Origin of the sequence: Blattabacterium sp. (Periplaneta americana) str. BPLAN (assembly GCF_000093165.1) — a bacterium.
Taxonomy (GTDB): domain Bacteria; phylum Bacteroidota; class Bacteroidia; order Flavobacteriales; family Blattabacteriaceae; genus Blattabacterium.
In genome coordinates this window covers 288,266-304,398 of sequence record NC_013418.2, presented here as the reverse complement: position 1 = coordinate 304,398, position 16,133 = coordinate 288,266, and the positions used below count along the sequence as shown (strand labels likewise).

Sequence of the window (16,133 nt, the reverse complement as noted above, 5' to 3'; positions counted from 1 at the left end):
TTTCTATTTCAATCCTAATACTTTTAATCCATTTTCCGTAGCGATTTTCACCAAATGGTCTATGTCATAATAATGACATGCTTCTAACATCACACGTAATTCTATCCAAAGATTTCCATCAGAAAAAGGTTTGTATATATCACAGATATTATCGGTTCCAAAAGCCACTATAATTCCTTCAGGAAGCATTTCATCTACTGGAGTAATAGAATTATGACTGGGAGTTAAACGTTCACTTCTAGTATGATCAATCCAAGCAATAGGACAAGATATTACCATTAAATTAGCTCTTTTCATTAATTGGTAAATTTCATAACGATATTTTCTAGTATGTGCGGCTAAAGAAATACTATGTATGGCCACTACTTTTCCTTGCAGGCCATATTCAATAGTTTTTTTTGCTAATTTTTCAGTTTCTTTTTCCTCATCAGTATTAAATTGATCTACATGGACATGTACTAATTTTCCATTTTTTTTAGCTGTTTTTAATAAAATATCGAGATGTTCATCTTCTCTTCCATAATCTTTAGCGGGTAATCCACCAATAATATCCACAAATTCTACAGATTTATCGAACCAATATTTCGATTTTTTATCTAAAACCCCTTTAAGAACTTGATTAGCAAAACGAATATGTATTGAATGACCATAATTATTTCTCAATTTATTAGCGGCTTTTAATGCTCTGTCTTCAATAACTTCATCCACATCAATAAAAGTACATAAAGCTTGTGTCCCTTGTATTAAAAAGGATTCCAAAGCTTTTTCCATACGAATATAAATGTCCTCTTCTGTAGCTAAACGTTTCATTTCATCAACTAAATACCATTTTTTTTTCAGAGAAAAATAAGAGTATTTAAAATTTTTTTTTGTAAGAGTATAAGCTCTGTCCAAGTGAGCATGAGCATTCACCCATCCTCCTTTTTGTTTTACTTTTTCAATAAAAATTTTTTTAGGATTCATCTTAATTGAGTTCAATCTAAATTACATATTGGAAATCCAAATAACTTTTTTTGTTTTAAAAAATGGTTCTCTAAAATAATTAATTAGAGGATATTCTACCGCATGAGGAAATTTTTTTAATTCATCAGAAAGGTCTCCTCCTTTTAGATATAAGGCTCCATTATGAATAGATGGACATCTAAATTTATTTTTGATCCAATTATGAATTTTAGATATTTTTGCCACAGCTCTGCTAACCACAAAATCAAATTTATTTTCCAATTTTTCTGCACGTATACAAATAGTATACGCATTTTTTATGTTCAGATTATATATGATTTTCTCTACGATTTTAATTTTTTTACTAATCGAATCCACTAATATAAATTCTGTATGAGGAAAAACTATGGATAAAGGGATCCCTGGAAACCCTCCTCCTGTTCCTAAGTCCATAACACATGATCCAGGAAAAAAAGTAAAAACTTTAGCAATTCCTAAACAAAAAAGAACATGTTGCTGATAAAAATTGTGGAATGTTTTTCTAGAAATAAGATTTACATAAGCATTCCAATATGCATATAATTTTTTTAAAGAAGACAATTTATATATTTGTTGATCCAATAGATCTGGAAAATATTTTTGAATCAATTCCATATTGATAGAGGAATAAAAATTTATAATCAAATTTATTTAGATTTGTAATCATTTCAAATTATCCATCTATGAAAAATAGATTATCCCACCGTTTGCAAAATATATCTTATTCGCAAACTCTAGCTATGTCTAGTAAAGCTAGAGAATTAAAAAATAAAGGATATGACATTATCAACTTAAGTTTGGGAGAACCTAACTTTTATCCACCGGATTTTGTTTTAGACGCGGCTAAAAAGGCTATTAATGAAGGTTATCATTACTATACTCCAGTATCCGGATATTTAGAACTTAGAGAAACAATATGCAAAAAATTTTCTCGTGATAATGGATTGAAATATTTACCGTCTCAGATTGTTGTTTCTACTGGGGGAAAACAATCTATTATGAATGCTCTTTTATCTTTACTTAATCGAAACGATGAAGTGATAATTCCCGCTCCTTATTGGGTGAGTTATTACCAGATGGTCAAATTGTGTGAAGCCTCTCCTGTTATCATTCCAACAACTATGGAAAAAAATTTTAAAATTCATCCAAAACAGTTAGAAGAAGCTATTACACCTCAAACAAAATTGTTTATTTTTAGTACACCTTGTAATCCTACAGGAAGTGTTTACTCCTATGAAGAATTAGGAAAATTATCAGAAATTTTTAAGAAACATCCGAAAATTCTTATTCTTTCTGATGAAATTTATGAACATATTTGTTACGAAGAAAAACATACCAGTATTGCTATTTTTCCTGATATCTATAATCAAGTCATCACCTTAAATGGTTTATCTAAAGCTTTCTCTATGACTGGATGGAGAATTGGATATATTGGAGCTCCAGAATGGATTGCTAAGTCTTGTGATAAAATACAGGGACAAATAACTTCTTGTGCTAATTCTATCGCACAACGTGCAGCCATTTCTGCATTACAAGCTTCCCCCAGTGAAATAAAATATATGATCAAGGAGTTTAAAAAAAGAAGAGATTTAGTTTTGAAAATGATAAAAGAGATTAATGGATTTCAGATAAATAAACCACATGGCGCTTTTTATGTTTTTCCAAAGGTTTCAGATCTTTTTGGAAAAAAATTTTATGGAAGGATTATTCAAAATTCGGACGATTTATCTGACTTTTTACTTGAAAAAGCTCAAGTAGCTACTGTTAGTGGAAGTGCTTTCGGAGATAAAGAGTGTCTACGAATTTCTTATGCTTCCACAGAGAAGAAAATTATAGAGGCTTTAACAAGAATAAAAAAAACATTAATGTAATGAATGGGTGGACGACCGGATTCGAACCGGCGACCCTCAGAACCACAATCTGATGCTCTAAACCAACTGAGCTACGTCCACCATTTCTGTTCATAACAAAGATAGACAATCAATCCATTTTATTGACAAAAACTTTCGATAATTTTTTTACAATAAGAAAAAAGATCACTATATATCCATTTTCTGATGGAAACTATTTCTTGAATAGGATATAAAAGGTGAACATTTGCTCCTGCATCTAGTGTAAAATAGATATTTTTTTTGCTTTGTTTTCTAAAATCCCATACTTTATAAAGCACGTGAAGTGTATTCGGTTTCATCCATAAGAAATAGGGATGAGAGGTCATAATCATGGCATGTAGCGTCAAAGCTTCATGTTCTATTAATTCTCCAAATTCTTGTAAATCTCCCATTTTTAATATGGATATTAGTCTATCCATGTTTTTATTAGCACATTTAAATCTTTCTTTAGCATAAGGATTGTGAATCATTAGTTGATGTCCTTTTGAACTCAAAATTTTTTTAGGATATTCATCTATTACTAAAATGGTATCTCCCATTTTTGTAAAAATGGGGTGTATTTTATAGGGATAAGGGATAGCATAAAGATTATTACTTCCTTTTATGGATTTGTGCCCCCCCCAAACAACAAGTCCAGGATATATAGATCTACAGGCGCTTCCAGAACCAAATCTGGCTAAAAAAGAAGCTTTTCTTAAAAAAAAGTCTTCTTCTAAAGAAGAGACTAATTTTTTTTCTATTTCCATGATACATAAAGCTAAAGCACTCATAGAGGAAGCAGAAGATGCTATCCCACTACTGTGTGGAAAAGTATTCTTGGTTTCTATCACAAAATTGAAATCTCGTAAATAAGAACAATAAAGTGAAATCCTATGAAAAAATTCCAAAATTTTTGGAAGAAAACTAGTATTTTCTTTTCCAGAAAAGAAAATTTTTATAGATCTCTTTTTTTTTTCTCTCAGATGATAAATTAATCGTGTTTCCGTATAAACTTTTTCTAGAGAATAACTAATAGACGAATTAGACGGAATTTGAATTTTATTTTTTTGCTTTCCCCAATATTTTATTAGAGCGATATTGGAAGGACTTTTTTTCGTAATTACTCCATTTTGAACTAGAGAATATTTTTTTTTTCTATAAAAAAAACAACTTTTCTTCAAAAAATACGATTTTAACCGTTAGTTTTCACGTTTTATGTAATCTAACATTTTTTTATCGTCTAATTCTCCTTCTGAACGAGCAATGACACAACTCGCCAATCCATTTCCTATAACATTTACAGTAGTACGAGCCATATCCATCAATTCATCTATTCCTATAATTGCTAATATAGGCCAAGTAGGTAATCCAAAAGAAGCTACAGTAGCTAAAAGAATTACTAAAGAAGCTCTTGGAACTCCAGCCACCCCTTTACTAGTTAAAATTAAAGTTAAACCTATAAATATTTGTTGACTAAAACTTAAAGGAATTCCAGAAGCTTGTGCTACAAATACAGTAGCTAAAGATAAATAAAGAGTTGTTCCATCTAGATTAAAACTATAACCTGTAGGAATCACAAAAGCAACAATTTTTCTAGGAACACCTAATTTTTCTAAATTTTCCATAAGAAGAGGTAAGGCAGATTCGGAACTTGTAGTAGCAAACGCTAAGGAAACAGGTTCCGTTAAGGCTTTTACGAACCCCCTTAAAGGAACTTTAATCCATAAAAGAATAGGGAGTAAAACCACTATTAAAAATATAAGCAAAGCAATATAAAGCGTCAATAATAATTGAAAAAGATTATATAATATATCCAACCCCATATGTCCTACTGTATAAGCTATAGCGGATCCGACTCCTATAGGAGCAAAATACATGATAATCTTAGTGAATTTAAACATAATCTCTGAAAGACTTTCTGCAAAGAGTAATAGAGGACTACGTTTTTTTTCATCCAAAAAAACCATAGATACACCAAAAATAACGGAAAAGACTACAATAGGTAACACATCTCCATGATAGATGGATTTAATGAAATTTTCTGGAAAAACATGAAGAATAGTATCTTGCCAAGATTTACTTTCTACTTTCGGTAATTGCTGTTCCGTCATTCCTGAAGGCATCACGATTCCTACTCCTGCTTGAGATACATTAATGGCAATAAGACCAATGAATAAGGCTAAAGTAGTTACTATTTCGAAATACAGGAGAGATTTCCATCCCATACTCCCTAATTGTTTAATATTAGAGTGACTAGCTATACCCACTATTAAAGTAGAAAATAATATTGGAGCTATAATAGTTTTGATCATTCTCAAAAATATTTGAGATAAAAATCTTAGTTCTATAGCAATTTTCGGTTGATCTAGTCCTACTTCTATTCCTATGATGATGGATAACAAGATCCAAGTTGTTAAGTCCTTTTTCAGAAAGGTATAAAACATGAACAGAGATATTACGAAACATCTAAACAGGCAAAGAGTCCATTTATCCAATCCCAAAAAGGATTTTGATAAGTGGATAAAAACATATGCTAAAACACTTAAAAATGCTATTAGTAAAATTTTTTCTTTTTTTACTTTCATTCCAATACTCATTTATCAAAGGATTATTTGGTAACAGACCCGTAGGGACTCGAACCCCAACTAACAGAACCAAAATCTGCTGTGCTACCGTTACACAACGGGTCTAGGAAAAATGTAAATATATACCATTTTTTTTCAAAAACCATTATGCCTAAGGCTATTTTTAGATGAAAAAAAACCTAACTCAAGGCACAAAAAAATCATCGTTTTTTTTTTTTTAAGGATAAAAGAAACGATATTTTTGTACTAAATTACTAAGACTACAAGATAAAGAAAATTTTTTCTAGAAAATAATGAATTAATTATGATTAATTATGTCTGTTAAAATACGTTTAAAAAGAATTGGGAAAAAACATAGACCTATTTACCATATAGTGGTAGCTGATTCTCGTGCTCCAAGAGATGGAAAATTTATTGAAAAACTAGGGACTTACAATCCTCATACAAATCCTCCTTCAACAGTATTAAAAATACAAAAATCTGTATCCTGGTTAATGAAAGGAGCCCAACCAACAGATACAGTAAAATACATTTTTTCTAAAAAAGGAGTTTTACTAAAAAAACATTTATTAGAAGGAGTTAAAAAGGGGGCATTTAATGAGGAAGAGGCTAATCAAAAATTTCATGTTTGGTCAAAACGAAAAACAGATAACCTGTAAGATTCATCCTTTTTGAAGGTTAAAAATCCATAGAATAACTATTCCTGATAGAGAAAGGACCTATGCTTTCTCTTCTTAAAGAAAGTAGATAGGCTCCGCTTTTCATCGCTATTCCAAAATCTTGGGCTATGGATCGAATATAAGTTCCTTTCCCACATTCTACAAAAAATTGAATATAAGGGATTCCAATTTTTAAGATATAAAATTTATAAATTTTGACTTTTCTAGGCTTTATAGGATTTATTTTTTTTCCTTTTCTAGCATATTCGTAGAATCGTTTTCCTTCCCTTCGTAAGGCAGAAAAAGATGGTGGATATTGATCTATTTTTCCCTTAAATTTTTTAGATATTTCTTGAATAAGTTCAGGGGTGATATGTGAAGTGGAAGAAAAATTATATTCTTCTGTTTCTGAATCAAAAGATTGGGTCATGCAACCCAATTTGATAATCCCTGTATAAGTTTTTTTATAATTTTGAATAGAATCCATTTTTTTTGTGTATTTTCTCCCTATAAGAATAATTAAAAGTCCTGTAGCAAGAGGGTCTAGAGTTCCCGCATGTCCTATTTTTAAGTTTTTTCCAAAAAAATTCCTAATTTTTTTTTTGATGACTTTCACCACTTTAAAAGAAGTCCATCCCCACGGTTTATCTATTAATAAAAGTTCACCCTTTTCGAATGCGGATTCTGATAAATTTTTCAAAACTTGAATTTTTCAATCGGTTGAAAAAAATAATGTATAACAATAAAGACCAGTCCCAAAATAATTCTATAATATCCGAATAATTTTAAATTATTTCTTTTTAAATAAGCCATAAAACATTTTATGGATAGAATTCCTGTAATGAAAGCCACTATATTTCCAATAATCAAAAACTGGATTTCTTGTAGAAAAAATTCTTTGGACATGGGAATAATAATACGAAAATTCCATGGAAAACTAAAAGAAGTTAATTGAAAATAATAGTCAAATAATTTTTTACATGTGGCAATAACAATAACCGGGACAGATAAAAAAAAAGAAAATTCAATAGCCTTTCTTCTATGAACATTTTGTAACAGACAAGCAACTATAGTAGCAGCACTTCTAGATACTCCTGGAATCAGAGCCATACATTGGCATAATCCAATAATAAAAGCTTGAAAATAATTGATCTGATTACTTTTATCAAAATTTTTTTCGTAAACATTTTCCACTTTCAAAAGAATTATTCCTCCTATAATAAGAAAAAAAGCGACTATGAGTGGATTTCCTAAGAAGAAATTTGTTCTTCTATTCAAGAAAAAACCAAAAATTCCTATAGGAAAACTAGCTAGAAAAATTTTTAGATAAAAATCTGCTTTTTGAAAAAAAATTTTTTTCCGATAGAAAAAAACCACAGAAAAAACCGCTCCAAGTTGAACAGAAATTAGGAATAATTTCGTGATCTTTTTCTCTAGGATTCCCATAATGGAAGCTGTAAGAATCATATGTCCTGTAGAAGAAATAGGAAAAAATTCTGTAAGACCTTCAATAATCCCTAATAGGATTGATTGAATATAATTCATTAAACATCAATTTTTGCATGAATTGCATTTTTTTCTATGAAACTTCTACGTGGAGGGACTTCCTCTCCCATAAGAATAGAAAATATTTTATCGGCTTCCGAAAGGTTTTCTATATGAACCTTGCGTAAGGTTCTTTTTTTGGGATTCATAGTCGTTTCCCAAAGTTGTTCCGCATTCATTTCTCCTAATCCTTTATAACGTTGTATATTGATCTTTTTTCTTCTTCCTAATCTTTGGAGAATTTTTTCTCTTTCTTCATCACTCCAAGCATATTGAGAATGATTTCCTTTTCTGATTAAATAAAGAGGAGGCGTCGCAATATAGATGTGTCCTTTTTCTATTAATGGCTTCATATAACGAAAGAACAATGTTAAAATCAAAGTGGAAATATGACTTCCATCTATATCTGCATCTGTCATAATAATAATTTTATTATATCTAAGTTTTTTTACATTTAAATTTTTTGGATCTTCTTCGGTTCCAATAGAAACCCCCAATGAGGTAAATATATTTCTAATTTCTTCATTTTCAAATATTTTATATTGCATAGCTTTTTCTACATTTAGGATTTTTCCTCGTAAAGGTAAGATGGCTTGAAAGCTACGATCTCTACCTTGTTTAGCAGTTCCCCCTGCAGAATCTCCTTCTACCAAATATATTTCACAATTTTCTGGATTATTGAAAGAACAATCCGCTAATTTTCCAGGTAAAATGCTATTGTATATGGGACTCTTTTTTTGTATTAATTCACGAGCTTTTTTAGCAGCTTGACGTGCTTTAGCCGATAAAATAACTTTATCAATAATTTTTCTTCTCTCACTGGGGTTTTCTTCTAGATAACTGTTTAACATTTCCCCCACAATTTTATCTACAATTCCTCCTACTTCGTGATTGCTTAATTTTGTTTTAGTTTGTCCTTCAAATTGAGGTTCCATCACCCTGATAGATATAATAGCTGTAAGACCTTCTCGGAAATCATCTCCCGTCAAATCTACTTTATCTTTTTTATTATCTTTGTTAGATAAAAGTCCATCCGTATATTTCTTAAATGTCCTTGTTAAAGCTCTTCGAAATCCAGAAATATGAGTTCCTCCTTCCGAAGTATTGATATTATTCACATAAGAATAAATTTTCTCTTTGAAAGAAGTATTGTACTGCATGGCTACTTCCACTATGGTATCTTCTTTTTCTCCTTCAATAAAAATAATGTTCCTTATTAAGGATTCTTGATTCTTATCTAAAATAGAAAGGTATTCTTTTAATCCATTTTTAGAGAAAAAATCCTCTTCTATGTTATTTCTTTCGTCTTTTAAAAATAAGTGCAATCCTTTATTTAGAAAAGCTAATTCTTTCAAACGTGTGGATAATATTTCATAATGATATGTGATCGAATTGAAAATAGAATTATCAGCTAGATAATGAATTTTTGTTCCTTGTAAATGGGTTTCTCCTAAACATTGGACCCTATCAATAGGTGTCCCTCTCAAATATTCTTGTTGGTAGATTTTTCCGTTACGATAAACTGTCACTATAAGTCTTTTGGACAATGCATTGACACAGGATATCCCTACTCCATGCAATCCTCCAGAAACTTTATAGGAGTTTTTGTCAAATTTTCCACCTGCTCCTATTTTAGTCATGACTACTTCAAGAGCAGACTTTCCTTCTTTCTTATGAATATCTATGGGAATTCCACGACCATTATCCAGGACTGTAATAAATCCATTTTTGTGAATGGTCACCCATATTTTATTACAATAACCTGCTAAGGATTCATCTACGGAATTATCTATGACTTCACATACTAAATGATGCAATCCTCTAATTCCCACGTCTCCAATATACATAGAAGGTCTAAGCCTTATGTGTTCAATCCCTTCTAGAGATTGTATGCTATCTGCTGTATAATCTGTATTTTTATTACTCATACAACCATTCTAATTTTATTAGAAATTTTTCCTATTTTCATAAAAATTTATAGTTTTATAGGATCTTTAAAGTAAAGATAGAAAAAATCTAAAACATGTTATCACGTGAAAATTTGGGAAAAAGATATTCATTCTCATAATAGGAATAGAGAAATAGAAGAATTTACCTCAGGTAAAGACTCAAAATTAGATTTACTTTTAGCTCCACATGACGTTATTGGAACCATAGCTCATGTGATGATGTTAGAAAGCATTGGATTATTAAATCAAAAAGATTTAAAAATTTTAATTAAAGAATTACGTCACATTTATATACACGAAATATTAACAAATAATTTTCAAATAGATGAAGGAATAGAGGATGTTCATTCTCAAATAGAATTTTTGTTAACAGATCGTTTAGGAAAAGTTGGAAAAAAAATTCACAGTGGTAGATCCAGAAATGATCAAATATTGGTAGATTTGAAACTTTTTATTCGTACAGAAATCAAAGAAATTGTATTAATAGTCTATTCTTTTTTTGATTTATTATTACAATTAAGTGAACAATATAAAAATATATTAATGCCTGGTTATACTCATTATCAAATTGCTATGCCTTCTTCTTTTGGACTTTGGTTTGCGGCATATGCGGAAAGTTTAATAGATGATATGTTATTAATTTACACAGCTTATCGGATTACTAACAAAAACCCTTTGGGTTCCGCTGCTGGTTACGGATCTTCTTTTCCTTTAAATCGGAAAATGACAACGGAATTATTAGGATTTGAAAATTTAAATTACAATGTTGTATATGCTCAAATGGGACGAGGAAAAATGGAAAGAATAGTAACAGAAGCCCTTGCTTCTTTAGCCAGAACTTTGAGTAAAATGGCTCAAGATATTTGCTTATATTTAAGTCAAAACTTCAATTTCATTAGTTTTCCTGATTTTCTTACTACCGGATCTAGTATTATGCCTCATAAGAAAAATCCAGATGTTTTTGAAATCATACGAGCTAAATGCAATAGCATATCTTCATTACCGAATGAAATTTCTTTAATTGTATCCAATTTGTGTTCCGGATACCATAGAGATTTTCAAATAATTAAAGAAAGATTTTTACCTGTTTTTGATGAATTGAAAAAGTGTTTTTCCATATTTAGGTACATGTTGAATCATATTGTGGTTAGAAAGGACATTCTTCGAGAGGAGAAGTATAAATACTTATTCAGTGTAGAAGTAGTCAATCAACTTGTAGAGAAAGGATATTCTTTTAGAGAAGCTTATCAAAAGGTGGCTGCAGATATTCAAAATGGACGTTTTAAACCCTTTCAAAAAGAAATTTTTTCTCCTTCTCATGAAGGAAGTATAGGGAATTTGTGTAATCAAGAAATTAGAGACATGATGCGAAAACTGATAAATAAATTTGATTTTGAGATCATTCAAAAAGTTATCGAACGGTTAATTTATGGAAAAAATTCATAATGTGATTCTTTAAGAATCCAATTTTTTTTGGATAGATTTTTTAAAAATCCATTCTTTTATTTTTTTGTGATGTCCAGATAAAAGTATTTTTGGGACGGACCATCCTTTGTAAATTTTTGGACGAGTGTAAATAGGAGGGGCTCCCATTTTTTCCATTTGAAACGAATCCGTGATCATGGAATCTGGATTATGCAGGACTCCTGGTAATAATCTGGCAATGGATTCTACTACAACAGCCGCAGCTAGTTCTCCTCCAGATAACACATAAGGACCAATAGATATTTCTTTGGAAATTAAATGATCTCTAATTCTCTGATCAATCCCTTTATAACGACCACACAGGATAAGAATATTTTTTTTACAAGTTAATGCATTAGCATATTTTTGTGAAAAAAGTATTCCATCAGGAGTCATAAAAATTTTTTCATCATAATCTCTTTCTGATAATAATTTATCAAAACACTGATATACAGGTTCTATTCTAAGAATCATTCCAGATCCCCCTCCATAAGGATAGTCGTCTACCTTTTTGCGCTTTCCTAAACCATATTTTCGTAAATCATGAATATGAATATCCATGATTCCTTTATTCATAGCTCTTTTAATAAGAGAACTTGAAAAAGGTCCCTTTAGAATTTCCGGAACCACGCTAACAATATCTATACGCATTTTTTTTTCAGTAATATACACTTTGACTAAGAATCTATGAATGAAACTAGTGAAAAAATTCTACCTTTGTGAACAATTAGTTACAATGAGTTATATCGTATCTATAGTGGGACGTCCAAATGTAGGAAAATCTACTCTATTTAACCGTCTTGTAGGACGAAGGAAAGCTATTGTTCATGTCAGAAGTGGAGTTACACGAGATCGTATTTATGGAGAATCTGAATGGAATGGAGTTCATTTTTCTTTGGTAGATACAGGTGGTTATAACCCCATCCATAAAAATCTACTGGATGCAGAAATTATCAAGCAAATTTTAATAGCCATAAAAGAGGCCGATGTTATTTTATTTTTAGTGGATATAAAAATAGGAATACTAGATACAGACGTAGAAATCTCTCAACTACTTAGAAAGTATAAAAAATATATTTTATTGGTAGTGAATAAAGTAGATAACGGAAAATACATGTATCATAATACAGATTTTTTTTGTTTAGGTTTTAGGGAATATTACTACATATCCGCTATAAATGGAAGTGGAACGGGAGAATTACTGGATAGATTAATAGAAATTTTTAAATCCTTAGGAAAAAGAGAAATAATGGAAAAAGAAGTTCTTCCCCGTTTTTCTGTCATAGGACGTCCAAATGTTGGAAAATCTACATTGATTAACTCTTTTTTAGAAAAAAATCATCATATTGTCACAAATGTTTCTGGGACCACGAGAGATAGTCTTGATGTTTTCTGCAAAAAATTGGGATATAAATGTATTTTAGTGGATACACCTGGAGTAAGAAAAAAATCAAAAATAAGTGAAAGTCTTGAATTTTATTCTACTATGAGAACAGTAAAAAGCATTGAATCCACAGATATCTGTTTTTTAATGGTAGATGCGGTTCGTGGATGGGAGGCACAGGATAGAAATATTTTTAGATTAGTTGAAAGAAATCAGAAAGGAATAATCATTCTTATTAACAAATGGGATTTATTAAATTCTGAAAAAAATTGTTCTCTGCAAAAAAATTTCGAAATTTTCATTCGAAAAAAAATTGCTCCATTTGACAATGTCCCCATCCTTTTTATCTCTGCAAAAAATAAAGATGGAATATATAACATCCTCCCCATAGCTGATCAGGTTTTCCAAATCCGTAAAAAAAGATTAAAAACGAATTTATTAAATAGAGTTATGTTACCCATTTTTCAAAAAAATCCTCCTCCATCTGTACAAAAAAAGTTGATTACTATTAAATATTGTACTCAGTTACCGACATCTACACCAAAGTTTATTTTTTTCTCTAATTTTCCTCATTATATAAAAAAATCTTATAAAAGATTTATTGAAAATAAAATTCGTGATCACTTCGATTTTAGAGGAGTCCCCATACAAATTCTTTTTAGAAAAAAATAATGGTTCATCTTTTGTATTAATAAAACGGTGATCACACATTTAAGAGGAAAGCTAATAGAAAAAAATCAATCTTCTTTAATAATAGATTGTAATGGAGTCGGATATTACCTTCATATATCTTCGTATACCTATTCTTCTTTATTAGAAGAAGAAGGAAAAGAAATTTCTATATATACTTATCTTTTTATCAAGGAAAATCAACATGTATTGTATGGTTTTTTTGAAAGAATAGAAAGAAAAATATTTTCTCATTTGATATCCGTAAATGGGATAGGTCCAAGTTCTGCTATAACTATACTATCTTCCTTAACACCACATGAAATAAAAGAATCTATATCTAGAGAAGATATAGAAGTATTCAATCAGGTGAAGGGAATCGGAAAAAAAACTGCTCAGAGAATTATCATAGAACTGAAAGATAAAATTTCTATTAGTCCTTCTACTATTCCTAAAAAAGGAAAAAACGTTAACTTTTTCGATAAGCCCCCTATTTTCATAAAAAAAGAAGCTTTAAGCGCTTTGATCGTACTAGGTTTTTCTCCTAAAGAATCTAAAAAAGTTTTAGAGGAGATCTTGGATAAAAACCCAGAATTTACTGTAGAAAATCTTATCAAAGAATCTTTAAAAAAATTGTAAAATAGGTATTTTCAATTTCTAAAAAAAACAAACCCCAAAAATAATATACTTTTGTTTTTGTCGTAAAATTAATACTTACTTCTTTATTATGAAACTTTTTTATCCCTCAATTATAGTGATCCTTTTTGTCTTATCTATTTTTGATCTTATTGTAGGTTTAATTAATGACGCAGTCAATTTTCTCAATTCTGCTATTGGATCTAAAGTGGCTTCTCGTAAAATCATCATGATTTTTGCTAGTTTAGGTATTTTATTGGGAGCTTTTTTATCCAGTGGAATGATGGAAGTAGCAAGAAAAGGGGTTTTTGATCCGTCTTATTTTTATTTTTCCGATCTAACCTTTATTTTCTTAGCTGTTATGATATCCGATATTATTTTATTGGATGTTTTTAACACTTTAGGATTACCTACTTCTACTACAGTTTCTATGGTTTTTTGCTTATTAGGTGGAGCTTTTAGTATAGCTATGATAAAAATAGCTTCCCCATTAAGTAATGAACCACTTCATCATTTAAGTCAATACATTAAAGCGGAAAAAACATTGACCATTGGGATAGGAATTTTTTTATCTATTCTAATTTCTTTTTTTTCCGGAGCTTTCATTCATTATTTCATCCGATTTTTATTAAGTTTTGAATATAAAAGTAGATTAAAATATGTGGGAGTAATATGGGCGGCTATTTCATTGAGTAGTATGACTTATTTTTTGATTGTAAGAGGTCTACATAGTACTTTGAAAGGTTTCATGGAAGATAATTTGACAGGATTCTCTTTATTGATTCAACATTTTATCAAGTGGATACATCATCATTTTTTCGTTTTTTTACTGGTCTTATTTTCCACATGGACTCTTGTGGCAAAGATATTTGTTTCTTTAGGATATAATATCTTAAAATTTGTTGTATTATATGGAACCTTCTCTTTAGCCATGGCTTTTGCAGGAAATGATTTAGTCAATTTTATAGGAATTCCTATAGCTAGTATACAATCTTATAATATATGGAAAGAAGCAGGAAGTCCTCCTGCCGAAAGATTTAATATGAAAAGTTTATCTGGAAATGTACAGGTCCCATCTATAGTTTTAATTTTTTCAGGTCTAATTATGATATTGACACTTTGGTTTTCTAAAAAAACAAAAACCATCGTCAGTACAGAAATTAATTTAAGTAGACAAAATGAAGGTCCAGAAAAATTTTTATCTAATTCTTTAGCAAGAGGAATTGTTCGATTTTTTTTATATTTTGGGAAGAAATTTTTCAAATTATTTCCAAAACGATTCCTAGTAAAAATAGAAAAAAATTTTAAGCAAAAAATTCAAAATGAAAACGTTGCTTTTGACTTAGTTAGAGCTTCTGCAAATTTAACCATATCTAGTATATTGATATCTATAGCTACCGTTCAGAAACTCCCACTATCAACTACTTTTGTCACTTTTATGGTTTCTATGGGGACTTCTCTTTCAGATAGAGCCTGGGATCGAGAAAGTGCCGTTTACAGAGTTTCAGGAGTATTAAAAGTTATAAGAGGTTGGTTTTTAACAGGTTTAATTGCTTTTACAATGGCAGGACTTACAGCGTCTTTTTTGTTTTTTGTAAAAGCATGGGCCCTTATATTTTTTATGTTTTTAATTGGTTTTGTTTTTTACAAGAGTTATAAAAACTATCAGAAAGGACTATCTAAAAAATTTGAAGATCAAAGAACAATTTTTGGAACCGATGAGCTGACTTTAGGGAAAACTTTAAACAAGACTATGGATATTTTAGAACCTATCCTGGAATCAATCGAAAATATTTATAAAAATAGTATAGAAGGGATAACTAAAGAAGATTTAAAAAACCTTCAATATAGTAGGAAGCACTTTTTAAAAGTAAAAGAAAGTTTTACGAGCATACAGAATTCTTTAATTCTAGTGATTAGAAAAACGAAAAACAGTGAACCTATTGCTGGGAGACTTTATATGCGAATATACAACAAAATTAAAGAGATCATTGAATCTTCCGATGTGATTACTAATCGCACCTTATTTCATGTGAGTAATAGTCATAAACCTTTAAAATACAAGCAAAAGAAAAATTTATTGATACTTGAACATTTGATGATGGAACATTTCCATATAATCAAAAAAATCACCAGGAATAGAACTTTTCAAAAAGTAAATTGTACAATCAAAATTCAAATTTTCAAGGAAATTGAGGAACAGATGAATCAACAGGTGATGGGAATCATCCATAAAAAATATGGAAAAAAGAACACTCTATTGATGTTGGACGTTCTTCTCCCATCCAAAAAAATTACAGAAAATATAGAAGAGATCCTTCTGTTACATACCGATGGATTATCCCATATTTCATCAAAAAAAGACGCTTCTTTTCTAGCTTTTTAAAAAT

The 16,133-nt window shown here is 29.9% G+C and carries 14 protein-coding genes and 2 tRNA genes; 6 read left to right on the top strand and 10 right to left on the bottom strand.

Features of this window, described 5'->3' with window-relative positions; genetic code table 11:
- Nucleotides 1–3 precede the first annotated feature (3 nt).
- Both BPLAN_RS01450 and rsmG read right to left on the bottom strand, forming a co-directional pair.
- A complete protein-coding gene (locus BPLAN_RS01450) occupies nt 4–963 on the bottom strand; it encodes an amidohydrolase family protein (protein WP_012821440.1) in 960 nt (319 codons plus the stop codon).
- A 21-nt stretch (nt 964–984) separates the two neighbouring features.
- Nucleotides 985–1,596, bottom strand: coding sequence for a 16S rRNA (guanine(527)-N(7))-methyltransferase RsmG (gene rsmG / locus BPLAN_RS01445; protein ID WP_012821439.1), 612 nt, complete (start codon nt 1,594–1,596; stop codon nt 985–987).
- A 68-nt stretch (nt 1,597–1,664) separates the two neighbouring features.
- Between rsmG and BPLAN_RS01440 the strand changes: the two genes are divergently transcribed.
- On the top strand, nt 1,665–2,852 hold the full coding sequence (locus BPLAN_RS01440; RefSeq protein ID WP_012821438.1) for a pyridoxal phosphate-dependent aminotransferase: 1,188 nt from the start codon (nt 1,665–1,667) through the stop codon (nt 2,850–2,852).
- Between the two features lie 6 nt (nt 2,853–2,858).
- Here the strand turns inward: BPLAN_RS01440 and BPLAN_RS01435 are convergent.
- From BPLAN_RS01435 to BPLAN_RS01420, 4 genes are all read right to left on the bottom strand, one after another.
- Nucleotides 2,859–2,933 (bottom strand) — tRNA-His (locus BPLAN_RS01435).
- Between the two features lie 38 nt (nt 2,934–2,971).
- The gene (locus BPLAN_RS01430; protein WP_012821437.1) at nt 2,972–4,033 is read right to left on the bottom strand and encodes a diphosphomevalonate/mevalonate 3,5-bisphosphate decarboxylase family protein; all 1,062 of its coding nucleotides are present in this window, start codon (nt 4,031–4,033) and stop codon (nt 2,972–2,974) included.
- A gap of 18 nt (nt 4,034–4,051) precedes the next feature.
- Nucleotides 4,052–5,449 carry a dicarboxylate/amino acid:cation symporter gene (locus BPLAN_RS01425; RefSeq protein ID WP_041178278.1) on the bottom strand — a complete coding sequence of 466 codons (1,398 nt, stop codon included), beginning with the start codon at nt 5,447–5,449 and terminating at the stop codon, nt 4,052–4,054.
- 22 nt (nt 5,450–5,471) lie between these two features.
- Nucleotides 5,472–5,542 (bottom strand) — tRNA-Gln (locus BPLAN_RS01420).
- Nucleotides 5,543–5,751: 209 nt separating this feature from the next.
- On the opposite strand from BPLAN_RS01420, the gene rpsP reads away from it, so the two are divergent.
- Nucleotides 5,752–6,096 carry a 30S ribosomal protein S16 gene (gene rpsP / locus BPLAN_RS01415; protein ID WP_012821435.1) on the top strand — a complete coding sequence of 115 codons (345 nt, stop codon included), beginning with the start codon at nt 5,752–5,754 and terminating at the stop codon, nt 6,094–6,096.
- A 19-nt stretch (nt 6,097–6,115) separates the two neighbouring features.
- Here rpsP and truB read toward each other — a convergent pair whose 3' ends face one another.
- The 3 genes from truB to gyrB are packed head-to-tail and all read right to left on the bottom strand — an operon-like array spanning nt 6,116 to nt 9,569.
- Nucleotides 6,116–6,796: a tRNA pseudouridine(55) synthase TruB gene (truB, locus tag BPLAN_RS01410; RefSeq protein WP_012821434.1), complete on the bottom strand. Its 681-nt coding sequence runs from the start codon at nt 6,794–6,796 to the stop codon at nt 6,116–6,118.
- Nucleotides 6,793–7,641, bottom strand: coding sequence for an undecaprenyl-diphosphate phosphatase (locus BPLAN_RS01405; protein ID WP_012821433.1), 849 nt, complete (start codon nt 7,639–7,641; stop codon nt 6,793–6,795). The genes truB and BPLAN_RS01405 overlap by 4 nt, the downstream gene beginning before the upstream one ends.
- The gene (gene gyrB / locus BPLAN_RS01400; RefSeq protein WP_012821432.1) at nt 7,641–9,569 is read right to left on the bottom strand and encodes a DNA topoisomerase (ATP-hydrolyzing) subunit B; all 1,929 of its coding nucleotides are present in this window, start codon (nt 9,567–9,569) and stop codon (nt 7,641–7,643) included. The genes BPLAN_RS01405 and gyrB overlap by 1 nt, the downstream gene beginning before the upstream one ends.
- A 105-nt stretch (nt 9,570–9,674) precedes the next feature.
- Between gyrB and argH the strand changes: the two genes are divergently transcribed.
- Entirely contained in the window at nt 9,675–11,036 is a 1,362-nt protein-coding gene (argH, locus tag BPLAN_RS01395) for an argininosuccinate lyase (protein ID WP_012821431.1), read from the top strand.
- A 9-nt stretch (nt 11,037–11,045) separates the two neighbouring features.
- On the opposite strand, the gene trmD is transcribed toward argH, so the two are convergent.
- Nucleotides 11,046–11,705, bottom strand: coding sequence for a tRNA (guanosine(37)-N1)-methyltransferase TrmD (trmD, locus tag BPLAN_RS01390; protein ID WP_012821430.1), 660 nt, complete (start codon nt 11,703–11,705; stop codon nt 11,046–11,048).
- A gap of 85 nt (nt 11,706–11,790) precedes the next feature.
- On the opposite strand from trmD, the gene der reads away from it, so the two are divergent.
- From der to BPLAN_RS01375, 3 genes are all read left to right on the top strand, one after another.
- Nucleotides 11,791–13,110 carry a ribosome biogenesis GTPase Der gene (gene der / locus BPLAN_RS01385; protein ID WP_012821429.1) on the top strand — a complete coding sequence of 440 codons (1,320 nt, stop codon included), beginning with the start codon at nt 11,791–11,793 and terminating at the stop codon, nt 13,108–13,110.
- 27 nt (nt 13,111–13,137) lie between these two features.
- Nucleotides 13,138–13,746, top strand: coding sequence for a Holliday junction branch migration protein RuvA (gene ruvA / locus BPLAN_RS01380; RefSeq protein ID WP_012821428.1), 609 nt, complete (start codon nt 13,138–13,140; stop codon nt 13,744–13,746).
- Nucleotides 13,747–13,834: 88 nt separating this feature from the next.
- Complete coding sequence (locus BPLAN_RS01375; RefSeq protein WP_012821427.1) at nt 13,835–16,129, top strand: inorganic phosphate transporter; 2,295 nt, start codon at nt 13,835–13,837, stop codon at nt 16,127–16,129.
- Nucleotides 16,130–16,133: the final 4 nt, after the last annotated feature.